Below are 25,396 nucleotides of genomic sequence, written 5' to 3'. Positions count from 1 at the left end.
CTTTACGCCTTTTTCGCCGCTTCGCGGTACACGAGCAGCGGTGGCTTGTTTTCGTCGATGGTCGATTCCTCGACCACCACCTTGTCGACATTGGTCGCGTTCGGCAATTCGAACATGGTGTCGATCAGCGACTGTTCAAGGATCGAACGCAGGCCCCGTGCACCGGTCTTGCGGGCCAGGGCCTTGCGTGCGATCGCCTTGAGCGCCGCCGGGCGAATCTCCAGGTCCACGCCTTCCATCTGAAGGAGCTTGGTGAACTGCTTGACCACCGCGTTCTTCGGTTCGGTCAGGATCTGGACCAGCGCATCCTCGGAGAGTTCCGCGAGCGACGCGACCACGGGCATGCGGCCCACGAGCTCGGGGATCAGCCCGAACTTGATCAGGTCTTCGGGTTCGACTTCGCGGAACACTTCGGTGATGCTGCGTTGCGCCTTGCTCTTGACCGTAGCACCGAAGCCGATGCCCGAGGCCTCGGTGCGGTTTTCGATGACCTTCTCGAGGCCTGCGAACGCGCCGCCGCAGATGAACAGGATGTTGGTCGTGTCGATCTGCAAAAAGTCTTGATTCGGGTGCTTGCGCCCGCCCTGTGGCGGCACGCTGGCCATGGTGCCTTCGATGAGCTTGAGCAAGGCCTGCTGCACGCCCTCGCCCGACACGTCGCGGGTGATCGAGGGGTTGTCGGACTTGCGCGAGATCTTGTCGATTTCGTCGATGTAGACGATGCCCCGCTGCGCGCGCTCGACTTCGTAGTTGCAGCTCTGCAGCAGCTTCTGAATGATGTTCTCGACGTCTTCGCCCACGTAGCCGGCTTCGGTCAGCGTGGTGGCGTCGGCCATCACGAAGGGCACGTCGAGCATGCGCGCAAGCGTTTGCGCGAGCAGCGTCTTGCCCGAGCCCGTGGGACCGATCAACAGGATGTTGCTCTTGCTGAGCTCGACGTCGTCGCCCTTGGCCTTTTCCTTGTGGCGCAGGCGCTTGTAGTGGTTGTAGACGGCCACCGACAGCATGCGCTTGGCTGGCTCCTGGCCGATCACGTAGTTGTCGAGGTTGGTCTTGATCTCCAGCGGCGTGGGCAGGTCGCTGCGCGCTTCGCGCGCTTCTTCACCGGCCGGCAGTTCGTCGCGGATGATTTCGTTGCAGAGGTCGATGCACTCGTCGCAGATGAAGACCGAAGGGCCCGCGATCAGCTTCTTGACCTCATGCTGGCTCTTGCCGCAGAACGAGCAATAAAGCGTTTTTTCGCTGGAAGAGCCTTTTTTTTCGGCCATGGACAGGTGCCTCGTGACAGGGTATGGACAATGATAACTAAACAAAAACGGCGTTTCCCGTGTGGAAAACGCCGTCTTTTGCCTTTTGCGCCCTATGACGCTATTTGGCGCCGGGCAGCTTCAACCGCGCTTGGCAACGACCTGGTCGACCAGACCGTAGTCCTTGGCCTCGTCGGCCGTGAGGAAGTAGTCGCGCTCGGTATCGGTCTTGACCTTTTCCAGGGGCTGGCCGGTGCGTTCGGCCAGGATACGGTTCATCTGGTCCTTGGTGCGCAGGATGTCGCGTGCATGGATCTCGATGTCGGTCGCCTGGCCGCGTGCGCCGCCCAGCACCTGGTGGATCATGATCTTCGAGTTGGGCAGCGAGAAGCGCTTGCCCTTCTCGCCAGCCGCCAGCAGGAAGGCGCCCATGCTGGCCGCGAAGCCCAGGCACATGGTCGACACGTCGGGCTTGATGAACTGCATGGTGTCGTAGATCGCCATGCCGGCGCTCACGCTGCCACCGGGGGAGTTGATGTAGAAGGAAATGTCCTTCTCCGGGTTCTCGCTCTCCAGGAACAGCAGCTGGGCCACCACGAGGTTGGCGGTCTGGTCGTTGACCTCGCCCACCAGGAACACGATGCGCTCCTTCAGGAGGCGCGAATAGATGTCATAGGACCGCTCGCCACGGCCCGATTGCTCGACGACCATCGGGACCATGCCGAGGCCTTGAATTTCGTTTGCGATCATGAATTAGCTCTCCGGAAGATGAAATCGTTCGCTGTGTATGAACTGTACGCCTGAGTGAAATGGGGCTCGTGCCGCAAAGCACAAGCCCCATTGGCGTTGCGGTCAGCGACAGGATCAGCCTTGTTGCTGCTGCGCCATCAGTTCGTCGAACGACACCGACTTTTCATTGACCTTGGCCTTGCCGAGCACGAAATCGGTCACGTTGTTCTCGATGACGACGGCTTCGACTTCCGCCAGGCGGTTGTTGTCGCTGAAGTACCAGCGCACCACGTCGGCCGGCTTTTCGTAGCTGGCGGCCAGCTCGTCGATGTGGGCCTTGATCTGCTCAGGCTTGGCCTGCAGGTCGTTGGCACGCACCAGTTCGGCGACCACGAGGCCCAGGCGCACGCGGCGCTCGGCTTGCGGACGGAACACTTCGTCGGGGATCGGTGCCTTGTCGGCGTCCTTGATGCCACGCTGCTTGAGCTCGGCGCGGGCGCCTTCGATCATGCGGTTGACTTCGGACTGCACGCTGGCGTTCGGCAGGTCGAGCTCGGCGTTGGCAACCAGCGCGTCCATCACGGCGTTCTTGTTGCGGGCCAGCAGGCGGAACTTCACTTCGCGCTCGAGGTTGCGCTTGATGTCGGCGCGCAGGCCTTCGACGGTGGCTTCGGCGATGCCGAGCGACTTGGCCAGTTGTTCGTTGACTTCGGGCAGGTGCGAGGCTTCGATCTTCTTCACGGTGACCATGAAGTCGGCCTGCTTGCCGGCCACGTCCTTGCCGTGGTAGTCGGCCGGGAACGACAGCGGGAAGGTGCGGCTGTCGCCGGACTTCATGCCGCGCACGGCGTCTTCGAATTCCTTGAGCATCTGGCCTTCGCCGACCACGAACTGGAAGTCTTCGGCCTTGCCGCCCTGGAAGGGCTCGCCGTCGATCTTGCCTTCGAAGTCGACCGTGACGCGGTCGTCGTCTTGCGCCACGGCGTCTTGCGCGCGCTGGGCGAAGGTGCGGCGTTGCTTGCGCAGGATGTCGAGCGTCTTGTCGATCGCGTCGTCGCCCACTTCGGCCGAGAGCTTCTCGACTTCGGCGCCCGACAGGTCGTTGATCTTGACTTCGGGGAACACTTCGAACACCGCGTCGAAGGCCAGTTCGCCTTCGGGCGACTCTTCCTTCTCGGTGATGCGGGGCTGGCCGGCCACGCGCAGCTTGGCTTCGTTGGCGGCTTGCGAGAAGGCTTCGCCGACCTTGTCGTTCATGACTTCGTAGTGCACCGAATAGCCATAGCGCTGGGCCACGACGTTCATCGGCACCTTGCCGGGACGGAAGCCGTCCATCTTGACGGTGCGCGCGAGCTTCTTGAGGCGCGAATCGACTTCGTTCTGGATGGTGCCGACCGGCAGGGTCAGCGTGATCTTGCGTTCGAGCTTCTCGAGAGTTTCAACGGTCACGGTCATGGTGTCTTCCTTGTGAGGGGTGTGGCTGGTGCGCGGGGCCGGACTCGAACCGGCACGTTCTTGCGAACGTCAGGACCTAAACCTGGTGCGTCTACCAATTTCGCCACCCGCGCTATGCCAATTTTTCAGGTGAATGCAAAGGCGGACGGCCCTGGTGCCGCAAACACCCGATACCGGATACCTGCAACCCAAAGACCGCCCGCCTGAAATCGGTCAACCGCGCATTTTAAACGCTAATCGGACCCTCTTTTGGCCCCCGCTTGACGCGGAATGCAGCGGCATACATTGCCGGCAGTGCCAGAAGGGTCAATACCGTGGCCACGATCAGCCCGCCCATGATGGCCACGGCCATCGGCCCCCAGAACACGCTGCGCGAGAGCGGAATCATCGCCAGCACAGCCGCCGCGGCCGTCAGCACGATGGGGCGCAGGCGCCGCACGGCCGACTCGACGATCGCGTCCCAGGCCGGCACGCCCGCCGCGCGGTCGCTCTCGATCTGGTCGATCAGGATCACCGCGTTGCGCTGGATCATGCCCATCAGCGCGATCACGCCCAGCAGCGCCACGAAGCCGAACGGCCGGTCGAGCACCAGCAGCGCACCGGCGACGCCGGCAATGCCCATCGGCCCGGTGATGAACACCAGCAGCGAGCGGCTGAAGCTGTGCAGCTGCAGCATCAGCAGCGTGAACACCAGGAACAGCATGATCGGCACGCCCGCCACGATGGAGGCCGAGCCCTTGCTGCTTTCCTCGACGGCGCCCGCCACTTCGATGCGGTAGGCGCCCTGCCCGGCCGCGAGCCAGCCGGCCTCGAGCTGGCGCAGCTTGGGCAGCAGCTCGGCGGTCACGGTCGCGCCCTGCAGGCCTTCGACCACGTCGCCCTGCACGGTGATCGCGTAGTCGCGGTTCTCGCGCCACATCACGCCGGGCTCCCAGGTGAACACCGGCCGTGCGATCTGCGTGAGCGGGATCGAGCGGCCCGAGGTCGTCGGGATGTAGGCGTTGCCGATGTCCGAGATGGCCTCGCGTTCGTCGGGCGACTGGCGCAGCACGATGTCGATCAGCAAGTCGTTCTCGCGGTACTGGCCCACGGTGGTGCCGCTGAACATGGTGCGCGAAGCCTGCGCGATGGCCTGGCTCGTCACGCCGAGTGCGCGCGCCTTGGCCTGGTCGATCTCCAGGCGGATCACCTTCACCGACTCGTTCCAGTTGTCGTTCACGCCGCGCATGTTGGCGTTCTCGCGCAGCACCGCCTTCACTTCGTCGGCGTGCGCGCGCAGTTGCGCGGGCTCGGTGCCGATCACGCGGAACTGCACCGGATACGGCACCGGCGGCCCGTTGGGCAGCAGCTTGACGCGGCCTCGCACCTCGGGGAATTCCTCGGCCAGCAGGGCCGGCAAGCGCAGCCGCAGGCGCTCGCGCACCTTCAGGTCCTTGGCGAGCACGATGAGCTGCGACACGTTGGTCTGCGGGAACACCTGGTCCAGCGGCAGGTAGAAGCGCGGCACGCCCGAGCCGACCCAGGTGCTCACGGTCTTGACGCCCTCCTCCTTCATCACGCGTTGCTCGACGCGCTTGGCCACCTCTTCGTTGGCCGCGAACGAGGTGCCCTCGGGGAACCAGATGTCCACCATGATCTCGGGCCGGCTCGAATCGGGGAAGAACTGCTGCTGCACCTTGCCCATGCCGAAGATGCCGAGCGCGAACACCAGCACCGTCGCGCCGATGGTCAGCCACCGGTGCTGCACGCACCAGTCCACCGCGTGGCGAAAGCCGTTGTAGAACGGCGTGTCGAACAGCTCGTGCGGCGGCGCATCGGGGTCGTGCGGCTTCACCTTGAGCAGCAGCGTGCCCAGGTACGGCACGAAGTACACCGAGACGATCCACGACAGCACCAGCGCGATCACCGTCACCGCGAAAATCGCGAAGGTGTATTCGCCAGTCACCGACTTTGCCAGGCCGATCGGCAGGAAGCCGGCCGCCGTGATGAGCGTGCCCGTGAGCATCGGCTTTGCCGTGACGTCGTAGGCATAGGTGGCGGCACGGGCCTTGTCGTAGCCCTCTTCCATCTTCCGCACCATCATCTCGACCGCGATGATCGCGTCGTCCACCAGGAGGCCCAGCGCAATGATCAGCGACCCCAGCGATATCTTGTGCAGCCCGATGCCGAAGTAGTTCATCGCAAGAAAAGTCACCGCCAGCACCAGCGGAATGGTGATCGCCACCACCAGCCCCGGCCGCACGTCGATGTACCAGCCGAAGCGGCCGCCCTTGTGCAGGCCGAGCGCGATGATGCTCACGGCCAGCACGATGGCCACGGCCTCGATCAGCACGCCGACGAATTCGTTGACCGAGCTGGCCACCGACACCGGCTGGTCCTGCACCTGCGCGAGCTTCACGCCGATGGGCAGGCGCTGGTCGATCTGCGCGGTTGCCACCTTCAGCGCCTTGCCGAGCGCAATGATGTCGCCGCCCTTGGCCATGGAGACGCCCAGCGCAATCACTTCCTTGCCCTGGTGGTGCACCTTGACGGCCGGCGGATCGATGTAGCCGCGGTGAATTTCGGCGATGTCGCCCAGCTTCAGCTGGTTGCCCGAGGTGCCGCGGATCGGCATCTCTCGAAGCTGGTCGACGCTGGTGAACTGGCCCGCCACGCGCACTTGCACCACGTCGAGCGGCGACTGGATCGTGCCGGCGCTTTCCACCGCATTCTGCGAGCCGAGCTGCGCGAGCACCGCGTTGAAATCGAGCCCCAGTTGCGCGAGGCGCTTCTGCGAGATCTCGATGTAGACCTTCTCGTCCTGCACGCCGAACTGGTCGACCTTGGCCACGTCCTTCACGCGCAGCAGTTGCTGGCGGGTTTCGTCGGCCAGCGTCTTGAGCTCCGCGTAGCTGAAGCCTTCGCTCTCCAGCGCGTAGATCACGCCATAGACATCGCCGAAATCGTCATTGAAGAACGGCCCCTGCACGCCGGGCGGCAGCGTGTTGCGCATGTCGCCGATCTTCTTGCGCACCGTGTACCAGACGTTGGCCACCTCCCCGGCCTTCGAGGAATCCTTGATCTGGAAAATGATCTGCGACTCGCCCGGCTTCGAATAGCTGCGGATCTTGTCGGCGAATGGCGCCTCCTGCAGCGTGCGCTCGAGCTTGTCGGTGACCTGCTCGGCCACCTGCTGCGCGGTGGCGCCAGGCCAGTAGGTGCGCACGACCATCGCGCGGAAGGTGAACGGCGGATCCTCGTCCTGCCCGAGCTGGAAGTACGCGAACGCGCCCAGCACCATCAGCACCACCATCAGGTAGCGCGTGAGCGGCGCGTGGTCCAGCGCCCATTTGGAGAGATTGAAGCCGGCGGATTTGCCGGGGGACTTGTCGGTGGGGTTCGCTGCGCCTTCCGTCATTTGGCGGCACCTGCAGCGATCTCCTTCTTGGTTGCGGCGACGGGCTCGACGGCCTGCACGACGTCCTTGGCGTTAGCGGCGGCAGCGGCCGCCTCCTTGGACTGGTAGATGGTGACCTTCTGGCCCGGCGAGAGCACATGCACGCCCGCGGCCACGACCATCATTCCCGGCGAAAGCCCGCCGCCGATCACGGCTTCGTTGCCGTCGGCGGTGGCGACCTGCACCGCCTGCGAACGCACCGTCATCGTCGATTTGTCGAGCACCCAGACCGCCGTGCCCTTGCCTTCCTGGCGCAGCGCGCTGGTCGGCAGCTTCATCACGCCGGTGCTGGCGTGGGCCAGTGCCTGCGGACGCGCGTAGACGGTGGCGCCCAGCGGCGGCGAGGTGGCCGCATCGATGGCGACCTTGACCGAATACGTGCGCGTGACGGCGTCGGCACTGGCCGCCACTTCGCGCACCTGTCCTTGCAACTCATCGCCGCCGGACCAGCCGCGCACCGTGACCGCCGAGCCGGGTTTGATCGCCTGGGCACGGTCTTCGGGCACCGCGAACACCACGTCGCGCGCGCCGTCCTGTGCAATGCGCACGACCGGCGTGCCGGCCTGCACCACTTGGCCGGGCTCGGCCTCGATGGCGGTGATGACGCCGGCCACATCGGCGACGAGCGTCGTGTAGTTGGCCTGGTTGCCTTGCGAAGAAAGCTGGGCCTGCGCCTGTTCGAGCTGCGCCTGGGCGGCTTTCCAGGTGGTTTCGCGGCGCTCGAGCTCGGCGCCGCTGATGAAGTTCTGCTCGCGCAGTTCGCGGTAGCGCTTCAGGTCGGCGGCGGCCAGATCGCGGTTGGTCAGGGCTGCGGCCTGCTGAGCGCGGGCGGCTTCGGCGGCCAGCCTGTAGTCCTGCGGATCGAGCTGGGCCAGCACCTGGCCGGCCTGCACGTGCTGGCCGAGCTCGGCCTGGCGCCGGGTGATCTTGCCTGCCACCCGGAAGCCCACGCGCGATTCGACGCGGGCTTGGACCTGGGCCGAAAACTCGGGCTGGGCGTCGAAGTCGCTGGTGCCGACGGTCACCAGCTTCACCGCTCGAACGGGCTCCTCGGCCGCCGGCTTGGGCGAACAGCCGGCCAGGAACAGGGACGGAATCAGCAGCCACAAGGCGCTGCGCACACGGGGAAAAGCGGTGGAGGCGGTCATGAGACACCCAAGAAAGGACAAACCCGGGCCTTTAATGACCCACTGGTTAGTAATCTAGGGTAAACGTTAAATACTGTCAATGACCCGCGGGTCAGTTGACCAGTACTTTCCGGGTACTTTCAGGTCCGCTGGCCCATCTCCACCAGCCGGTTGTCGGGCAGCTCGAAGTAGTCCGACGCCCGCCCCGCATTGCGCTGCAGCCAGCCGAACAGCACGCGCCGCACCGGATTCAGGCCCGGCAGGTTTTCCTCGCCCACCGAGGCGCGGGAGACGAAATACGAGGTCTTCATTGAATCGATCGCCAGCGTCTTCTGGTAGGCCAGGATGCGGATGAATTCGGGCACGTCGGGCCGCTCCATGAAGCCATGGCGCGCGGTGACCACCCAGATGCCCTCCATCAGCTGCTCCGCCTCGATGCGGATGCGGGCGTCGACGCGCGGCGTGTCGCAGGCCAGCACGCGCAGCACGATCACCTGGTCGTGCAGCACCTGGTTGTGCTTGAGGTTGTGCAGCAGCGCATGCGGAACCGCCGTGGCGTCGGGGTTCAGGAACACCGCGGTGCCGCTCACCCGGTGCGGCATGTGCTGCGCCAGCGATTCGATGAAGGGCCGAAGCGGCAGGCTCTCGGCCGCCGCTGCCTCCAGCCCCAGCCGCCGACCCTTGGCCCAGGTGGTGAAGACCACCATCACCACGGCCGCCACCGCGAGCGTGAGCCAGCCGCCCTCGGCCACCTTCAGACTGTTGGCGACCACGAAGGTCAGGTCGACCACCGCGAAGGCCACCACGCCCACGACCACCGCCACCTTGTTCCACTTCCACAGCCCCCAGGCGACGATGCCCGCGAGCAGCGTGGTCGTCACCATCGTGATCGACACCGCGATGCCGTACGCCGCCGACAGCGCGCCCGAGCTGCGGAAGCCCAGCACCAAGAGCAGCACGCCCACCATCAGCAGCCAGTTCACGGCCGGCACGTAGATCTGCCCGATGGCCGAGCCGGAGGTCTGCACCACCCGCATGCGCGGCAGGTAGCCCATGCGCATCGCATGCGCGGTGAGCGAGAAGGCGCCCGAGATCACCGCCTGCGACGCGATCACCGTGGCCATCGCGGCCAGCACCACCATCGGCAGCACGCCCCACGAGGGAAAGAGCCTGAAGAACGGGTTGTCGATGGCCGCCGGGTTCGCCAGCACCAGCGCGCCCTGGCCGAAGTAGTTGAGCACCAGCCCCGGCAGCGCGATGAAGAGCCAGGCCAGCCGGATCGGCTTAGCGCCGAAATGCCCCATGTCGGCATAAAGCGCCTCGCCGCCGGTGAACGCCAGGAACACCGCCCCCAGCACCGCGAGCGACTGCGCCCGGTGCTCGATCAGGAAGCCGAAGGCGCGCCGAGGATCGAGCGCCGCCAGCACCTGCGGCTGCTGCAGCACCTGCCAGAGACCCGCCGCGGCCAGCACGATGAACCACAGCAGCATCACCGGCCCGAAGATCTTGCCGACCACGCCCGTGCCCTTCTTCTGCACCATGAAAAGCGCGACAAGAATGACGACCGTGATCGGAATCACCGCCCGCTGCAGCATCGGCGCCTGCACTTCCAACCCCTCGACCGCCGAGAGCACCGAGATCGCCGGCGTGATCAGGCTGTCGCCGTAGAACATGGCCGCGCCCACCAGGCCCAGCAGGCCGATCACGTTCCACACCCAGGGTTTGGTCTTCGGCCCGGCGACCGCGCTGCGCGCCAGCGCCTGCAGCGCGAGGATGCCGCCCTCGCCGTCGTGGTCGGCGCGCAGCACGAACACCACGTACTTGAGCGTCACCACGAACATCAGGCCCCAGAAGATCAGCGACAGCAGCCCCAGCACCGAATCGGGCGAGAACGGCACGCCGTGCTCGGGGTTCATCGTTTCCTTGAAGGCATAGAGCGGCGAGGTGCCGATGTCGCCGAAGACGACGCCGAGCGCCGCGATCATCAATCCGGGTCCCGCCGGATGCCCTGCTCCGCCTTGCGCTGGAATCTGGGCCGTGGAGGCCGGGGCCGGTGCGTTCATGGGCGAGCTGTTCGAAGTGGCAACGCACCGAGCATAGTGCCGGGGGCAGCGTGTCGCGGACAATCGTGGCGTGTCCGCCACTCCCCACCTCGCCGCCCCGCCGGCGCACTACGAAAATTTTCCGGTCGCCTCGTGGCTCTGCCCGCCGCATCTGCGCCCGCCAATTGCCGCGATCTATCACTTCGCGCGCACCGCCGACGACATTGCCGACGAAGGCGATGCGTCGCCCGAGCAGCGGCTGGCCGAGTTGCGCGCCTACCGGGACGAGCTCGCCGCCGCCGCGCAGGGAGAGGCACTCGCCACCTCGCGCTGGCCGCACGTCTTCGGTCCGCTGGCCCACAGCATCGCGCAGTACGGTCTGCCCGAAGACCTGCTGGCCGACCTGCTGAGCGCCTTCATGCAGGACATCGAGAAGACCCGCGACCACGGCACTTATGCCGACCGCGCCGAACTGCTCGACTACTGCCGCCGCTCGGCCAACCCGATCGGGCGGCTGCTGCTGCATCTCTACGGCGTGCACGATGCAGAGGCGCTGGCGCAGAGCGACGCCATCTGCACCGCGCTGCAGCTCATCAACTTCTGGCAGGACCCGAGCGTGGACCTGCCCCGCGGGCGCTTCTATTTCCCGCTGACCGACTGCGCCCGGCGCGGGCTCACGCGCGAGCACTTCAAGGTGTTCGAGCCGCTCTCGGACGCGCCGCCGCCGCAGGAGGCCATCAACCTGGTCTCGGTTGTGTCCTTCTGGGCCCGCGAGCTGATGGACGAAGGCGCGCCGCTGGTGCATCGCCTGCCGGGCCGCGCGGGTTGGGAGCTGCGCCTGGTTGTGCAGGGTGGCCTGCGCATCCTCGACAAGATCACCGACCTGGGCTTCGACACCTTCTCGCAGCGCCCCACCATCGGCAAGGCCGATGCGCCCATGCTGCTCTGGAAGACGCTGCGGATGCGGAGACAATGGCGCCCCATGAAAGCAGCGCCTCCCCGATGAATCCCGAGCAATACGTGCAAGACAAGGCCGCCGCCTCGGGCAGCAGTTTCTATTACGCCTTCCTGTTCCTGCCCAAGCCCCGGCGCGCCGCGATCACGGCGTTCTATGCCTTCTGCCGCGAGGTCGACGACGTGGTCGACGAGGTCACCGACCCCGGCGTGGCCGCCACCAAGCTCGCCTGGTGGCGCACCGAGGTCGCCCAGGCCTTCGCGGGCACGCCGCGCCACCCGGTGATGCAGGCGCTGATGCCGCACGCCGCGGCCTACGGCATCGAGGCGCGCCAGCTGCTCGAGGTGATCGACGGCTGCCAGATGGACCTGGACCAGACCCGCTACCTCGACTTCCCCGGCCTCGCCCGCTATTGCCACCTGGTGGCCGGCGTGGTGGGCGAGGTCGCGGCGCGCATCTTCGGGCAGACCGATCCGCAGACGACCGCCTACGCCCACAAGCTCGGCCTGGCGCTGCAGCTCACGAACATCCTCCGCGACGTGGGCGAAGACGCCCTGCGCGGCCGCATCTACCTGCCGGTCAACGAGCTGCAGCAGTTCGACGTGAAGGCGCACGAGATCCTGAACCGCGTGCACTCGGACCGCTTCGTGGCGCTCATGAAGTTCCAGGCGCAACGCGCGCATGCCGCCTACGACGAGGCGCTCGCCCTGCTGCCCGTAGCCGACCGCCGCACGCAGAAGCCCGGCCTGATGATGGCCAGCATCTACCGCACGCTGCTGCGCGAGATCGAGCGCGACGACTTCCAGGTGCTGAACCAGCGCGTGAGCCTGACGCCGGTGCGCAAGTTCTGGCTGGCGTGGAAGGTTCAAGCGCTGGGGCGGATTTGAAGATAGCCGTCATCGGCGCCGGCTGGGCCGGTCTCGCCTCTGCGGTCGAGGCCACGCGGCTCGGTCATGCCGTCACGCTGTTCGAGGCGGCGCACATGCCGGGCGGACGGGCGCGGCGAGTCGACCACATGCACGGGATGGCGCTCGACAACGGGCAGCACATCCTGATCGGCGCCTACACGGCCACGCTGAAGCTGATGCGCGAAGTGGGCGTCGATGTGGAGAGGGCACTGCATCGCCTGCCACTCTCGCTGCGCTTTGCCGATGGCGGCGGACTGAAGCTGCCGCAGCTGCCCGCACCGCTCGATCTGCTGGTCGGCATCTTCACCGCGCGCGGCTGGACGTGGCGGGACAAGTCCTCGCTGCTGCGCACCGCCGTCGGATGGCGCCTCGGTGGATTCCGCTGCGCGCCCGACACCACGGTGGCCGCGCTCTGCACCGGTCTCACGCCGCGCGTGATGCAGGAGCTGATCGAGCCGCTGTGCGTCTCGGCGCTCAACACGCCGGTGCCCCAATCAAGCGGCGAAGTGTTCCTGCGCGTGCTGCGCGACGCGCTCTTCAGCGGAAGCGGCGGCGCGGACCTGCTGCTGCCGCGTGTGGACCTCGGCGCGCTGTTCCCGGATGCCGCGATGGCGTGGCTCACGAAGCACGGCGCAACGCTGCACATCGGCACGCGGGTACGGGCCATCGCACCCGAAGCCGGGCAGTGGCGCGTCGACGACGAAACCTTCGACCGGGTCATCCTGGCCTGCGCACCCTGGGATGCCGCGCGGCTCGTTCGTGCATCGGGCTTGCCGGCGGACCGCTGGTGCGAACCCACCGAGGCGTTGCGCTTCGAAGCCATCGCCACGGTCTACGTGCGCGGCGCCTCGAAGCTGGCGGAACCGATGCTGGCGCTGCGCAGCGATCCGGCCACAGCACCAGCCCAGTTCGTGTTCGACCGCAGCCAGCTCGACGGCCCTGAAGGCGTGCTCGCGCTGGTCATCAGCGCCAACGAAGCATCGCGCGAAGTGCTGGAGCAGCAAGTGATCGCGCAAGCCGCGACACAGTTGGGCCAGACATCGCTGGAGATCATCCAGACCGTCGTCGAGAAGCGCGCCACCTTCGCCTGCACGCCCGCGCTCGCTCGGCCGCCGATGCGCATCGCGCCCGGCCTGCAGGCCTGCGGCGACTACACCGAAGGCCCCTACCCCGCGACGCTCGAAGGCGCGGTGCTCAGCGGACTGGCGGCTGCTCAGGCGACCCCATGACCGAACTGCGCTACCTGGACTTCGACTACAGCGAAGACACCGAAGGCCACGGCACCTTCGATGCCATGGCCTCGACCGCGCCGGAGAAAGTGCCCGAGGTGCATGCCGAGATCGAACGGGTGCTCGCCTGGGCCGAAGCCACCTTTCCGAACGCGCGCGGCGCGCTGGACGAAGGCGCGACCTGGGACCATGACCTGCAGGAAACGCGCGAAGACCCGCGCTTCACCACCCTCACCTTCTCGCTCAGCGGCACCGCGGACTTCTGCGCCGCGTTGCGCGAGCAGTTCGCGCTCGATTGATTGGGCGGATCAGGCCGCCTTGTTGGGCAGGCGCAGCAAGCTCAGGCCCAGCAGCACGAAAGCACCGCCGGACACGCGATTGAAGAGCTTCGACCGGCGCGGATCGGACAGCTGCTTCTTCAGCATCCGCGCCAGCAGCACATAAAACGCGTGCGACAGCACCGAGCCCGCGGCGAAGGTGGCGGTGAGCACCGCGAACTGCCCGAGGATCGGCGCGTCGTGCACGAGGAACTGCGGGAACAGCGCCGAGAAGAACAGGATGCCCTTGGGATTGGTGAGCGCCACGGTCACGCCGTTGCCGAACAGCCGCCATGCAGCACGCGGTGCGGCGGGCGCGCCGGTTGCGGCCAGGTCGGAAAACACGCTGGCCCGGTTGCGCCACTGCTTGATGCCCAGGTAGATCAGGTACGCCGCGCCGGCCACCTTCAGCACCATGAACGCAGAGGCCGAGGTCGTCAGCACCACGCCCAGCCCCGCCATCGCGGCGGCCGACACCATGAACAGGCCCACCGCGTTGCCCATCGAACTGATCATCGCGCGTCGCGGGCCCACGGAAATCGAGTTCGAGACCGCGAGCAGCACGGCCGGACCGGGGGTGAAGGCGACGAGCAGCGTAACGCCGCAGAAGATGAGCCAGTTGGAGAGGTGCACTTTCGGAATTCCTGCGCGAAAGGTGGACAAGAAACGAGACGGGGGAGCGGGAAACTATAGTCCGACGGCCCGCAGCCCGCCGGGGCCGCGCCGATTACCCCTCACCTCCGGAAACCAAGACATGGTCACCTGCTACCTGCGCTACATCGTCGACGCCTACAAGCTCAAGGAATTCGAGCACTACGGCAAGCTCTGGATTCCGCTGGTCGAGAAGTTCGGCGGCAAGCACCACGGCTACTTCCTGCCCTCGGAAGGCGCCAACGACGTCGCGCTGGCGATGTTCAGTTTTCCGAGCCTCGCGGCCTATGAGAAATACCGCGCCGATTCGATGCAGGACCCCGAGTGCCAGGCGGCGTTCAAGTACGCGCAGGACACACGCTGCTTCCTGAGCTACGAGCGCAGCTTCTTCCGCCCCGTCTTCGAATAGATAAGCCTCAGGCGCCCAGCGCCACGCACAGCGCGTGCAGGTTCGGCACGATCAGCTGAGGTCGCGCGCCATGCACCCAGGGGCGCTCGTCGCGCACCAGCCAGGCGGCCTGCATGCCGGCATTGAGCGCGCCGACCACGTCGAGCTCGGCGTCGTCGCCCACGTGCAGCACGTCCTTGGGCAGCAGGCCGACCGAGGCCGCGGCGGCGCGGAAGATCGGCGCATGCGGCTTGCCGCTGCCGAAGGCGCGTGCATTGAACGCGGTGCGGAACCACCGGCCCACGCCGGTCAGGTGGATGTCGGCGTTGCCGTTCGACACGGCGATCAACGGGTAGCGTTCGCTGAGCCACTTGAGCGCGGGCAGCGCATCGTCATAGAGCGTCACGCGCTGGCGCTCCGCGAAGAAGGCATCGAAGGCGGGATCGGCCAGCGCCGGGTCTTCACCGGAGCGCTTCAGCGCGGTGCGGATCGACTCACGGCGCAGCGCGCTCAGGTCATGTGCGAGGTCCGAGCGCTCCTTCTCGGTGGCTTCGCGCAGTTCGCGCAGGATGCCGGGCGTGAGCAGCAGCGAAGCCGTCTTGGGCGCCTCGCGCAACAGCCATTCCTGCAGCACGGCCTCGGCGCGTTCGATGGTCGGCCAGATGGGCCAGAGGGTGTCGTCGAGGTCGAGCGAGATCGCGGAGATGCGTTGGACGTCGAGCGGCGCGGCGTTCGCCGGCGCTGTGGGGGCGGAGGTCATGCCTGAGAATATCGCATGCCCCACGACCCGATGAACGCCAGCTCCGCCAATGACCGCACCGCCGTGCTCTGGTGCAACCTCGGCTCTCCCGACGCCCCCACCGCCGCCGCCGTCCGCCCCTACCTCGCCGATTTCCTGGGCGACCCGCGCGTGGTCGAGATTCCGAAATTGCTCTGGGCGCTGATCCTGCACGGCATCATCCTGCGCACGCGGCCCGCCAAGTCCGCTGCCAAGTACGCGAGCATCTGGATGACCGAAGGCTCCCCGCTCAAGGTGTGGACGCAGAAGCAGGCGGCGCTCCTGGCCGGCTGGCTCGGCGAGCGCGGCCATCGCGTGACGGTGCGCGATGCAATGCGCTATGCCAACCCGTCGATCGCCTCCCGCCTCGATGCGCTGCAAGCCGAAGGCGCGACGCGCGTGCTCGTGCTGCAGGCCTATCCGCAGTACTCGGCCACGACCACTGCAAGCGTCATCGATGCGGTGAACGACTGGAGCCGCAAGCAGCGCCGCATTCCCGAATTCCGCTTCGTCAACCAGTACCACGACGACCCCGCCTACATCGATGCGCTCGCGCAGGGCATCGAGCGCCACTGGAAGGCCGAGGGCCGCGGCGAGGTGCTGCTGATGAGCTTCCACGGCATCCCCGCGCGCAACATCGCGCTCGGCGATCCGTACCAATCGCAGTGCCTGGAAACCGCCCGTCTGCTCGCGGCGCGGCTCGGTCTTTCCGACGCGCAGCATCGCGTCACCTTCCAGTCGCGCTTCGGCCGCGCCAAGTGGCTCGAGCCCTACACCGAGCCGACGCTGCGCGAGCTCGGCGCGAGCGGCGTGAAGCGGGTGGACGTGGTGTGCCCGGGCTTCCCGGCCGACTGCCTGGAGACGTTGGAAGAAATTGCGATGGAAGGCCGCGAGGCCTTCCTGCATTCGGGGGGCCAGGCCTTCAGCTACATCCCCTGCCTCAACGACAGCCCGGCGTGGATCACCGCCCTCGCGGGCATCGCCGAACGAAACCTGGCGGGCTGGCCGACCCGGTAGTTCAGCCCGCTGCCTTGCGGGCCAGCAGCGCCTGGATCGCAGCCTCCATCTCGGCGTACTCGCCCTCGCCGAAGTGCTGGCGCATCACCTGCCCCTTGGCGTCGACCAGATAGAACGCCGGCCAGTACTGGTTGCCGTAGGCCTTCCAGGTCGCGAAGCCGTTGTCCTGCGCCACCGGGTAGCGGATGTTGAAACGCTCGATCGCGTCCTGCACGTTGCGGGTCGACCGCTCGTAGGCGAACTCCGGCGAGTGCACGCCCACGACGACGAAGCCCTGGTCCTTGTACGTCTCGTACCAGCGCACCACGTGCGGCAGCGTGCGGATGCAGTTGATGCAGGTGTAGGTCCAGAAGTCGACCAGCACCACCTTGCCCGCGAGCCCCTGCATCGTGAGCGGGCCCGAGTTGAGCCATTTCTCGATGCCCGCGAACTCGGGCGCGCGGCCGTAGTCCTTGAGGCCCGGCGATGCGGCGAGCGCGCCCTGCATCGGCCAACCGGCCATCGCCGCCGCACCTGCGGCGAGACCTGAAAACGCCCTTCTCGACAGCAACTTGCCCATGATCGCAACCCCGTTCGTGTCAGACCGACAGCGGTCTGCCGCGATTGTTGGGCGCGCGCCGGGCGGGCGCGCATGTGTCACGGCAATTTGAAGTTTGTCGCGAAGCCGTGACGAACGGCGCTCAGAACTTGCCGAGGTAGTCCAGCTTGCCGACCGGCATGCCGCTGTGGCGCAGCACGTCGTAGGCCGTGGTCACGTGGAAGAAGAAATTGGGCAGCGCGAACTGCAGCAGGTAGCGCTGCGCGGGGAAGGTCACCTCGCCTTCGCGCTGCTTGATGGTCACAGGGCGCTCTTCCTGGCCGTCGATCAGGGCACGGTCCACGGTCGCGAGGAAATCCTGGGTCTTGCGGATGCGGGCCAGCAAGTCGTCCCAGGTCTTTTCCTCGTCGGGAAAGCTGGGTGCCGTGATGCCCGCGATGCGTGCGGCGCCGAGCTTGGATGCATCGCTCGCGCGCTGGACCTGGCCGGCCAGCGTGAGCATGTCGGGCGCCAGGCGCGCGTCGACCAGCGTGGCGGTGTCGATGCCGTTGGCCTTGGCATGCGCCAGGCTCTTGTCGAACAGGTGGGTGAGCTGGCCGAGTCCGCGGGTGAAGACCGGGACCGAAATGTCGTACATCGAGAGCGCCATGGTGAGGTGAGCCTTGTCGTAGTGGTTGAAGCCGGCGGCGATTGTGCTGCCGCCTTGCATTCAGCGACCGGCGGCGCGGATAAACCCTTCGATGGGCTCCAGTTGTTCGGGCACGTTGAGCGCCGGCGCGTGACCGCACCCCTGGATTTCAATGACCTGCAGCCGCCCCTCGGCGCCCGGCCCGCGGTGCCGCATCTCCTCGACCACCTCGGGCAGCACCAGGTCCGACTCGGCGCCGCGCAGGCACAGCACCGGCACGTCGATCAGGTCGTAGTGCGGCCAGATCAGGTAGTCGTTGTCGTGTGCGCTGAACTGCCGGACCATCGCCGGGTCGTAGTGCGGCGTCACGCGGCCGTCGGGCAGGCGGCGAGTGGAACTCTCGGTCAGCCGGCGCCACTGCGCATCGCTGAGCCAGCCGTAGGGCTTGTAGACGGTGCGAAAGAACACCTCCAGCTCCGCCACCGTATCGAATGAAGGCGGCTGGCCCGCATAGGCGCGGATGCGCTCGATGGCCGCTTGCGCGAGCTGCGGCGCGTTGTCGTTGAGCGTGAGGCTCGCGATGCGCGCCTTCATGCGCGGCTCGAACAGGCCCGAGGCGCAGACCATGCCGATCGCGCCGCCCATCGAGGTGCCGATCCAGTGCACGCGGCCGAGGCGCAGCTCGTCGCACAGCGCGTTGGCGAGCTTTGCATAGAACGAGAGTTGGTATTCCTCGTCGGGCAGCGGGCTCCACTGGCTGAGGCCGCGGCCGATGGTGTCAGGGCAGATCACGCGAAAGCCGCGCGAGGCAAAGTGCTGCGCCAACTCATCCATGTCCCGGCCGGTGCGGGCAAGGCCATGCCAGGCGATGACCACCGGCGCATCGGGCGCGCCCCATTCGAGCCAGTGGATTTCGCGGCCCGCAAGTTCCGCGTAGTGCGATGTGGGGATGACGGGCGCGCTCATCGTGCCGCCCTCGCCCGCAGCTTGCCGACGATGCCGGTCGGAAAGTAATACACCGACAGCACGAACAGCACGCCCAGCCATAGCAACCAGCGGTCGGGCGACAGCAGCGCAGCGAGCCACGGCAGCCCGCTCGCCGCCTCGCTGCCCAGGCGCAGCAGGTCCTGCAGGTAGCTCTGCGCCACCACGAACAGCACCGCGCCGATGGCCGCGCCGTAGATGGTGCCCATGCCGCCGATCACCACGATCAGCAGCACGTCGATCATGATCTCGAAGCTCAGCGAGGTGTCGGGCCCGTTGTAGCGCAGCCAGATCGCGAGCATCGCGCCGGCCAGCGTGGCAAACAGCGCCGACAGCACGGCGGCCGTCGTGCGGTACACCACCACGCGGTAGCCGATGGCCTCGGCGCGGAACTCGTTCTCGCGAATGGCCTGCAGCACGCGGCCGAAGGGCGAGTTCACGATGCGCAGCAGCGCGAGCACCAGCACCACGGCCGCGACGAACAGCAGGTAGTAGCAGAGCAGCCGGCCGTCGAGCGAGACGCCGAGGAACGGCTCCTCGGCAAACTCGAAGCTCGGCGAGATCAGCTCGGGCAGCTTGAAGGTCAGGCCGTCTTCGCCGCCGGTGAAGTCCGACAGCTGCGAAGCGAGCGTCTGGAATGCCGAGGCCACGGCCAACGTGATCATCGCGAAGAAGATCGCGCGCACCCGCAACGAGAACAGGCCGATGGCGAACGAGAGCACCAGCGAGATCGCGAGCGATGCGCCCAGCCCCACGAGCACCGCGCCCCAGTTGGGCCCGAGCCGCGAAGCGGAAATCGCGATGCCGTACGCACCGATGCCGAAGAACATCGTGTGCGCGAAGCTCACGATGCCGGTGTAGCCCAGGAGCAAATCGAAGCTCGCGACCAGCACCACGAACACCAGGATCTTGGCCGCGACGCTGAGCGCCTTCACGCCCGGGAAGATGAACGGCGCGAACGCCAGCGCGAGGAACAGCGCCACGAGCAGCAGCGCCAGGAGGCGGCTGCGCGGCATGTCGTTGGAGAGAAGTCGTTTCAGGAACATGTCGTCTTCTTCCTCAGCGGTTCGCGACGGGGTACACGCCCTGCGGACGCCACAGCAGCACCGCCACCATCAGGAAGATGCTCGCGAACTGCGTGACCGTGGGCAGCAGGAAGCCGATGTAGTTGGTCATGAGGCCCACGAGCAGCGCACCGATGAGCGCCCCGCCCGTCGAGCCCAGCCCGCCGATGATGATCACGATGAAGATCAACACATTCACCTGCGCGCCCATCTGCGGCACGAGGTTCTGCTGGAACAGCCCCCACATCACGCCACCGAGACCGGCCAGCGCGCTGCCCACCACGAACACGCCGACGAAGAGCCGGCCGATGCGGTAGCCCAGCGACTCGACCATCTCGCGGTCCTGCACGCCGGCGCGGATCAGCAGGCCGATCTTGGTGCGGCCGAGCGTCCATGCGAGCAGGCCGAACACCACCACGCCCACGGCCACCGCGAGCAGCCGGTATTTGCTGATGGCCGCATCGCCGATCAACAGCGAGCCGCGCAGTGCCTCGGGCAACGGCAGCGGCACCTGCGCCGGGCCCCAGATCACCTTGATGAGCTCCTCGCCGATGATCATGCCGCCCATCGTGATGAGGATCTGCTTCAGATGCTGGCCGTAGACGGGCCGCACGATGAAGCGCTCGAAGGCGAACCCGACCGCGCCCGCGACGGCCATCGCGACCAGCATCGCGGGGAACACCGCGACGAGGTTGCGCCAGAGTTCCTGCGAGCCGGTCCAGTCGCCCATGAGGCCGAGCACGCTGCTCGCCACAAAGGCACCGAGCGCGATGAACACGCCGTGGCCGAAGTTCAGCACGTCCATGAGGCCGAACACCAGCGTGAGGCCCGAGGCGATGATGAAGATGATCATGCCCATCGCCAGGCCCGCGACCGTGAGCGTGAGCCAGGTCGAGAACGAGCCGGTGAGCGGCAGCGCGACGAGCGCGAGGATGGGAGCAAGAAGCAGCGGCTTCCAGTCGAAGTCGAGTTTCATAGGGCCAGTCCGAGCAGCGATTGCTGCAGTTGCGCATCGGCGGAGAACGCCGCCATCGAGCCGCTGTGAACCACGCGGCCGTTGTCCATCACCGCGACGTTGTCGCCCAGGCGCTGGGCGAAGTTGATGTTCTGCTCCACCAGCAGGATCGTCACGCCGCTGCGCTTGAGTTCGGCGAAGGCGTCGATCATGTTGTTGATCATCACGGGCGCGAGGCCCTTGCTGGGCTCGTCGATCAAGAGCAGTTCGCGCGGCTCGACGATGGCGCGCGAGACCGCCAGCATCTGCTTCTGCCCGCCCGAGAGCTTGCCGGCCGGGTGGTTCCAGAACTTCTCGACCGCGGGAAAGAGCTTGAAGATCCACTTCAGACGCGTGTCGTCGATCTGCCCAGCGTTCTTCGCGGCGCGCGCGGCGAGCAGCATGTTCTCTTTCACCGTGAGGTCGGAGAAGATGCCCATGTTCTCGGGCACGTAGGCGATGCCCAGGCCCGCGATCTGCGGCGTCTGCAGCGCGGTGATGTCCTTGTCGGCGAAGCGCACCCGGCCTTGCGATGCATGCCACAGGCCCATGATGGTTCGCAGCGTGGTCGTCTTTCCCGCGCCGTTGCGGCCCAGCAGCATGGTGAGCTGGCCCTTGGGCACGGCGAGGTCTACGCCGTGGAGGATGTGGTACGCCCCGATGTGCGTCTGCACGCCTTCGAGGGTCAAAAGATTCGGAGCGGTCATCGGCTTTGCTCCTTCCCCTTCCGGGGGAAGGCTGGGATGGGGGCAAGCGGCGCTTGCAAGGCTGCAGCGAGGTGAAGGCCGCGAGCCCCCACCCCTGCCCTCCCCCGGAAGGGGAGGGAGAAATTCATCGCGGTCGTCTTCATGCGGCGGCCTCCTTCGCAATGCCCAGGTAGGCCTCCTGCACCACCGGCGAGGCGATCACCTCGGCCGGTTCGCCATCGGCCACCAGCGTGCCGTTGTGCAGCACGATGATGCGGTCCGCAAGTTCGCGCACCACGTCCATCTTGTGCTCGACCAGCAGGATGGTCTTGGTCTTGTCCTGCTTGAGCTTGCGGATCAGATCGAGGATGACCGGCGCCTCGGCCGCATTCATGCCGGCCGTGGGTTCGTCGAACATGAAGACCTTGGGCTCCAGCGCCATGAGCAGCGCCACCTCGAGCTTGCGCTGGTCGCCGTGCGGCAGGCTGGCAACCGTGGCGTGCTCGCGCGATTTCAGCGCCACGTCCGCGAGGATCTGGTCCGCGCGCTCGGTCAGCGCCTTGTGGTCGCTCCAGATGCTCCAGAGGTTGAGGCCCCGCCGATGCGCGCCCTCGCGCGTGGCCTGCACCGCCAGGCGCACGTTCTCCAGCACCGTGAGGTTGGGGAACAGGTTGGTGAGCTGGAAGGCCCGCCCCAGCCCCGCGTGCGTGCGCGCGGACGGCGACATGCCCGAGAGCGATTGCCCGTCGAGCGACACCGTGCCGGCGCTCGCCTTGAGCTGCCCCGAGATCAGGTTGAAGTAGGTGGTCTTGCCCGCCCCGTTGGGGCCGACGATGGCCGTCAGCGTGCCCGGCGCAAAAGCGCAGCTCACACTGTTGACGGCCACGTGCCCACCGAAGCGGATGGTCAGGTCTCGGGTCTCAAGCATCGTTGGTCATTGCAGAAAGAAAAGAGTGTCGATGTCGACCGGCCTCAACAGGTGCCGATCACGTAGTAGTTCGGGCCGGTCTGCTTCAGCGTGGTGGTGACGTAGATGTTCCACAGGCCCATCGACTGCCCCGAGCCGTAGGCATAGGTCAGGCCATACAGCGCGTAGGCGCGCCCGGCCATCGTGTGGGTGTAGTTGCTCGCGGTGTAGCAGGTGCCGCCGGTGCCGCTCGAGGTGGTGGTGCCGGTGGCCGCCGTCGACATCGCGCCCTGCGCGTTGCTCGCGTCCAGCGCGGCCACGGTCCAGCTGTAGGTGGTGGATGCGGCGAGGCCCGTGTCGGTGTAGTTGGTCCCGGCGACCGGCGCCGCGTTGACCTTGCTGCCGCCGCGGTACACGTTGTAGCCGGTGGCGCCCGAGACGCCCGCCCAGCCGATCACCATGCTGCTGGCGGTCGCGCCCGAGGTGCCCACGCCGGTGGGCGCCGGCAGCGACGAGCCGCCGCCCGAGCTGGTCACGCGGTCGACCATGGCCTTCATCGCCGCCATCTGCGGGCCCGACTTCTTCGCGTAGTTCGCGTTGTCGTAGCCCCACCAGTCCCAGCAGCTGTTGGTGGCCGCGGTGCTGGTCTGCGGGTAGATGAGCACGATGTTGTTGGTGTCGGCCCAGCGGTTGTAGCCGGTCTTCCTGACGTACTGGTCGCCCACGTCGGTGTAGTTCTGCTTGCAGCCGTGCAGCACCAGGTGCACGCGGCACGAGGCGGTGGTGCAGGCCTGCGGCACGTAGATCCAGCCCGTGGCCGCCGCGCCGTGGCCGGTGATGAATTCCGACTGGTTGAACTCGGTGAAGGTGCCGCCCAGCGTGCCGTTGTTGCGCGGGTTCAGCGGGCCGTACAGGTGCGTGAGGATCTCGCCCGCGAGGTCGAAGCCGCAGTTGTTGATGTAGGGCGTGGCGGTGGTGCCGCATGAGCCGCCGTAGTCGTCGGTGACCATCGCGTGGCCCGCGCCCAGGTTGTTCTTGTAGACCGTGTTGGCGGTCGGCACGAAGCTCTGGTAGTAGGTCTTCAGGTCGTCCATCACCGCCTGTTTGACGGTGTTGTCGGCGGTGCCCGAGAACAGGTAGACCTTCGAGCCGGTCATGTTCGACACCGGGTCGATCGCGCCGCTCGCGGCCCAGTTGTTGGTGGTGCTCACGAGCGTGGACACCGGGATGCTGGTGCTGTGCGTCATGCAGCGCCCCGTGGCATTGAGCACCGAGCCTTCGGCGCAGTAGTACGGACCGCCGGCCACGATGCCGGCGCCGCGCTTGAAGGTGGCCGAATAGGCCACGTGCAGTTGCACCGCCATGAAGCCGCCCGCCGAGAGGCCCGACACGCTCACCTCCGCCGGATTGGCGTTGAGCGCCGGCAGCGGCACCGCCGCCATCGCGGCATGCGCCGCCACCGTCATTGCCGCAGCCGCGGCCAGTCCCTTCCAGTTCCTTCTCATCGCTTGCATCGCTGTCTCCTAATGTTGTGGGTATCGAACGCTTGCTTGCAGACTGACGAATCGGCCGTGGAGCGCGACAGCCTCGCGCGGACGCAGGCTGGCGCTTCGCCCGGCGGCCATCCGGGGCGAAATGGGAGCGGCGCTTCTTGTGCGCGCTGCGGTTCAGGGGGCGATTTGCGCTGCGTCGATCAGCGCTTGTTCTTGATCGGGATGTCCATCTCTTCAGGCTTGATTTCGTGGACCAGCTCCGGCACGCCCCAGGCGAACGCCGGGTCGACCTTGATCTTGAAGTGGTACATCGACTGCATCGCCTGGTGGTCTTCCTTGCGGAAGGTCATCTTGCCCTTGGGCGTGTCGAAGCTCATGCCTTCCATGGTGCTGATGAGCTTGTTGGTGTTGGTGTCGCCGTTGGTCTTCTTCAGCGCCGTCACCACCGCCATCGCGGCCGAGAAACCGCCGGCCGTGAAGAAGTCCGGCGGCGTCTTGAACTGCTTGTAGTGCGCCGACACCATCGCTTCGTTCACCGGGTTCTTCGGAATGCCGAAGTAGTAGTACGCCGCGCCCTCCATGCCCGGCAGCGCCTTGTACGCAGCCATGGCCGGCAGGATGTTGCCGCCGGTGGCGATCTCGATGTTGTAGCGCTTGAGGTCGAGGTCGACGATCTTGAACGGGTTGCCCGCGCCGGCCCAGACGATCCAGATGATCTTGCGGCCCGGCTGGTCCTTCAGCTTGTCGATCAGGCGCTGCGCGCCGGCGGTGAAGTCGGTGGTCGCGGGCGGCAGGTATTCCTCGTGCACCAGCTTCGCTTTCTTGAGCGCGGCGCCGAAGGCCTTCACGCCGTCGCGGCCGAAGGCGTTGTCCTGCGCGAGCGTGGCGACGGTGACGCCGGCCTTGTCGACCGCCACCGCGTTGGAGATCGCGTCCTGGCTCGAATTGCGGCCGGTGCGGAAGATGTACTTGTTCCACTTGTCGCCGGTGATCGAGTCGGCCACGGCGGGCTCGACCAGCAGGATCTTCTTGTATTCCTCGGCCACCGGCAGCATCGCGAGCGCCACGCCCGAGGCGGTCGGGCCGACGGCCAGCGCGGCCTTGTCATCCGAATACGCGGCGGCCAGCAGCGACTTGCCCAGGTCGGGCTTGCCCTGGTCGTCCTTCTCGATGACCACGAGCTTCTTGCCGGCGACCTCCATCGTGCCGCCGGTGGCGTACTCGAGGCCCATCATGAAGCCGGTCTGCGTCTGCTTGCCGTAGGCCTCCAGTGCGCCGGTCTTGCTGTAGATGTGGGCGATGCGGATTTCGTTGGACTGGGCCCAGGCGGGGGCGGCAGCGGCGCAGGCGGAAAGCGCGGCCAGCGCGACGAGGTGGCGACGGATCATCGTTATGTCTCCTGAAAGTGGTGACTGAATATTGCACAGTTCGTGCCACGCGCCCAACTCATTGATAACAAAGGTTTCTTCATTGGGAAGAAGCCCTTGGCGCCTGATTTCAGAACACTTGGTGTGACTGAATTTCAGGCAACTGTCTATTTATCAGTCAGGGTTTGCCAGAAGCTTGCCGCGCCGCGATCCAGCGCTGGAACTCGCGCTCGGCCTGCATCCGGAATTCGTTGCGCGTGTGATTGCAGATGGCATGGGCCAGGCGCCGGTGCTTCTGGTTGCGCACGCCGCCCAGCGTCGAGTCGACGAGATGCTCGATGGTCGCGGACTCGGGCCGGCCGTGCGGCTCGTCGAAGTCCATGGGAAGGCCGCACCAGTGGCAGTTGGGGCCGAAGGTGGAGCGCAGGGCTCGGACGCTCATGGTGCGGCGCTCAC

General features: G+C 66.6%; 24 protein-coding genes and 1 tRNA gene. 6 read left to right on the top strand and 19 right to left on the bottom strand.

The window, feature by feature from the left end; translation table 11 throughout:
- Positions 1 to 2: 2 nt before the first annotated feature.
- The 7 genes from clpX to GNX71_RS14320 all read right to left on the bottom strand — a co-directional run bounded on the left by clpX (position 3) and on the right by GNX71_RS14320 (position 9,979).
- Positions 3 to 1,268 (bottom strand): ATP-dependent Clp protease ATP-binding subunit ClpX, encoded by a 1,266-nt coding sequence (clpX, locus tag GNX71_RS14350; protein ID WP_013541833.1) that lies wholly within the window; start codon positions 1,266 to 1,268, stop codon positions 3 to 5.
- Positions 1,269 to 1,388: 120 nt separating this feature from the next.
- The gene (gene clpP, locus GNX71_RS14345; RefSeq protein WP_176657927.1) at positions 1,389 to 1,997 is read right to left on the bottom strand and encodes an ATP-dependent Clp endopeptidase proteolytic subunit ClpP; all 609 of its coding nucleotides are present in this window, start codon (positions 1,995 to 1,997) and stop codon (positions 1,389 to 1,391) included.
- Between the two features lie 114 nt (positions 1,998 to 2,111).
- The gene (gene tig / locus GNX71_RS14340; RefSeq protein WP_206178928.1) at positions 2,112 to 3,431 is read right to left on the bottom strand and encodes a trigger factor; all 1,320 of its coding nucleotides are present in this window, start codon (positions 3,429 to 3,431) and stop codon (positions 2,112 to 2,114) included.
- Between the two features lie 26 nt (positions 3,432 to 3,457).
- Positions 3,458 to 3,544: transfer RNA gene (locus GNX71_RS14335), tRNA-Leu, on the bottom strand.
- 113 nt (positions 3,545 to 3,657) lie between these two features.
- Positions 3,658 to 6,828, bottom strand: coding sequence for an efflux RND transporter permease subunit (locus GNX71_RS14330; protein ID WP_206178927.1), 3,171 nt, complete (start codon positions 6,826 to 6,828; stop codon positions 3,658 to 3,660).
- The gene (locus tag GNX71_RS14325) at positions 6,825 to 8,015 is read right to left on the bottom strand and encodes an efflux RND transporter periplasmic adaptor subunit (RefSeq protein ID WP_206178926.1); all 1,191 of its coding nucleotides are present in this window, start codon (positions 8,013 to 8,015) and stop codon (positions 6,825 to 6,827) included. Before GNX71_RS14325 ends, GNX71_RS14330 begins: the two co-directional genes overlap by 4 nt.
- A 119-nt stretch (positions 8,016 to 8,134) precedes the next feature.
- The gene (locus GNX71_RS14320) at positions 8,135 to 9,979 is read right to left on the bottom strand and encodes a potassium transporter Kup (protein WP_206179486.1); all 1,845 of its coding nucleotides are present in this window, start codon (positions 9,977 to 9,979) and stop codon (positions 8,135 to 8,137) included.
- A 148-nt stretch (positions 9,980 to 10,127) separates the two neighbouring features.
- Here GNX71_RS14320 and hpnC point away from each other — a divergent pair, with 148 nt between their 5' ends.
- From hpnC to GNX71_RS14300, 4 genes are read left to right on the top strand one after another with little or no spacing between them, the layout of a single operon-like run.
- On the top strand, positions 10,128 to 11,042 hold the full coding sequence (hpnC, locus tag GNX71_RS14315) for a squalene synthase HpnC (protein ID WP_206178925.1): 915 nt from the start codon (positions 10,128 to 10,130) through the stop codon (positions 11,040 to 11,042).
- Complete coding sequence (gene hpnD, locus GNX71_RS14310; RefSeq protein ID WP_206178924.1) at positions 11,039 to 11,878, top strand: presqualene diphosphate synthase HpnD; 840 nt, start codon at positions 11,039 to 11,041, stop codon at positions 11,876 to 11,878. Before hpnC ends, hpnD begins: the two co-directional genes overlap by 4 nt.
- The gene (hpnE, locus tag GNX71_RS14305; protein ID WP_206178923.1) at positions 11,875 to 13,128 is read left to right on the top strand and encodes a hydroxysqualene dehydroxylase HpnE; all 1,254 of its coding nucleotides are present in this window, start codon (positions 11,875 to 11,877) and stop codon (positions 13,126 to 13,128) included. Before hpnD ends, hpnE begins: the two co-directional genes overlap by 4 nt.
- Positions 13,125 to 13,427 (top strand): hypothetical protein, encoded by a 303-nt coding sequence (locus GNX71_RS14300; protein ID WP_206178922.1) that lies wholly within the window; start codon positions 13,125 to 13,127, stop codon positions 13,425 to 13,427. The genes hpnE and GNX71_RS14300 overlap by 4 nt, the downstream gene beginning before the upstream one ends.
- 9 nt (positions 13,428 to 13,436) lie before the next feature.
- Here GNX71_RS14300 and GNX71_RS14295 read toward each other — a convergent pair whose 3' ends face one another.
- Positions 13,437 to 14,078: a LysE family translocator gene (locus GNX71_RS14295; protein WP_206178921.1), complete on the bottom strand. Its 642-nt coding sequence runs from the start codon at positions 14,076 to 14,078 to the stop codon at positions 13,437 to 13,439.
- Positions 14,079 to 14,199: 121 nt separating this feature from the next.
- On the opposite strand from GNX71_RS14295, the gene GNX71_RS14290 reads away from it, so the two are divergent.
- Positions 14,200 to 14,505 carry an NIPSNAP family protein gene (locus tag GNX71_RS14290; RefSeq protein WP_206178920.1) on the top strand — a complete coding sequence of 102 codons (306 nt, stop codon included), beginning with the start codon at positions 14,200 to 14,202 and terminating at the stop codon, positions 14,503 to 14,505.
- A gap of 7 nt (positions 14,506 to 14,512) precedes the next feature.
- Here GNX71_RS14290 and GNX71_RS14285 read toward each other — a convergent pair whose 3' ends face one another.
- Positions 14,513 to 15,244 carry an HAD-IA family hydrolase gene (locus GNX71_RS14285; RefSeq protein WP_206178919.1) on the bottom strand — a complete coding sequence of 244 codons (732 nt, stop codon included), beginning with the start codon at positions 15,242 to 15,244 and terminating at the stop codon, positions 14,513 to 14,515.
- 15 nt (positions 15,245 to 15,259) lie between these two features.
- Here GNX71_RS14285 and hemH point away from each other — a divergent pair, with 15 nt between their 5' ends.
- Positions 15,260 to 16,279 carry a ferrochelatase gene (hemH, locus tag GNX71_RS14280; protein ID WP_206178918.1) on the top strand — a complete coding sequence of 340 codons (1,020 nt, stop codon included), beginning with the start codon at positions 15,260 to 15,262 and terminating at the stop codon, positions 16,277 to 16,279.
- Between the two features lies 1 nt (position 16,280).
- Here the strand turns inward: hemH and GNX71_RS14275 are convergent, their stop codons facing one another.
- The 10 genes from GNX71_RS14275 to GNX71_RS14230 all read right to left on the bottom strand — a co-directional run bounded on the left by GNX71_RS14275 (position 16,281) and on the right by GNX71_RS14230 (position 25,382).
- Entirely contained in the window at positions 16,281 to 16,781 is a 501-nt protein-coding gene (locus tag GNX71_RS14275; protein ID WP_206178917.1) for a thioredoxin family protein, read from the bottom strand.
- 178 nt (positions 16,782 to 16,959) lie between these two features.
- Positions 16,960 to 17,466: a DUF1993 domain-containing protein gene (locus tag GNX71_RS14270; protein WP_206179484.1), complete on the bottom strand. Its 507-nt coding sequence runs from the start codon at positions 17,464 to 17,466 to the stop codon at positions 16,960 to 16,962.
- Between the two features lie 60 nt (positions 17,467 to 17,526).
- The gene (locus GNX71_RS14265; protein WP_206178916.1) at positions 17,527 to 18,411 is read right to left on the bottom strand and encodes an alpha/beta hydrolase; all 885 of its coding nucleotides are present in this window, start codon (positions 18,409 to 18,411) and stop codon (positions 17,527 to 17,529) included.
- Positions 18,408 to 19,475 carry a branched-chain amino acid ABC transporter permease gene (locus tag GNX71_RS14260; protein WP_206178915.1) on the bottom strand — a complete coding sequence of 356 codons (1,068 nt, stop codon included), beginning with the start codon at positions 19,473 to 19,475 and terminating at the stop codon, positions 18,408 to 18,410. The genes GNX71_RS14265 and GNX71_RS14260 overlap by 4 nt, the downstream gene beginning before the upstream one ends.
- A gap of 13 nt (positions 19,476 to 19,488) precedes the next feature.
- Positions 19,489 to 20,469 carry a branched-chain amino acid ABC transporter permease gene (locus tag GNX71_RS14255; RefSeq protein WP_206178914.1) on the bottom strand — a complete coding sequence of 327 codons (981 nt, stop codon included), beginning with the start codon at positions 20,467 to 20,469 and terminating at the stop codon, positions 19,489 to 19,491.
- Entirely contained in the window at positions 20,466 to 21,194 is a 729-nt protein-coding gene (locus GNX71_RS14250) for an ABC transporter ATP-binding protein (RefSeq protein WP_206178913.1), read from the bottom strand. Before GNX71_RS14250 ends, GNX71_RS14255 begins: the two co-directional genes overlap by 4 nt.
- A gap of 139 nt (positions 21,195 to 21,333) precedes the next feature.
- Positions 21,334 to 22,101, bottom strand: coding sequence for an ABC transporter ATP-binding protein (locus GNX71_RS14245; RefSeq protein ID WP_206178912.1), 768 nt, complete (start codon positions 22,099 to 22,101; stop codon positions 21,334 to 21,336).
- Positions 22,102 to 22,145: 44 nt separating this feature from the next.
- Positions 22,146 to 23,594, bottom strand: a complete 1,449-nt coding sequence (locus GNX71_RS14240) for a PHB depolymerase family esterase (RefSeq protein WP_206178911.1) — start codon at positions 23,592 to 23,594, stop codon at positions 22,146 to 22,148.
- A 179-nt stretch (positions 23,595 to 23,773) separates the two neighbouring features.
- Complete coding sequence (locus GNX71_RS14235) at positions 23,774 to 24,961, bottom strand: substrate-binding domain-containing protein (protein ID WP_206178910.1); 1,188 nt, start codon at positions 24,959 to 24,961, stop codon at positions 23,774 to 23,776.
- A 157-nt stretch (positions 24,962 to 25,118) separates the two neighbouring features.
- Positions 25,119 to 25,382, bottom strand: a complete 264-nt coding sequence (locus tag GNX71_RS14230) for a hypothetical protein (protein WP_042580081.1) — start codon at positions 25,380 to 25,382, stop codon at positions 25,119 to 25,121.
- Positions 25,383 to 25,396 lie beyond the last annotated feature (14 nt).

Source organism: Variovorax sp. RKNM96 (assembly GCF_017161115.1).
Lineage (GTDB): Bacteria > Pseudomonadota > Gammaproteobacteria > Burkholderiales > Burkholderiaceae_C > Variovorax.
Note: the sequence above shows the minus strand (reverse complement) of the source record. Positions and strands in the feature narration are given on the sequence as shown.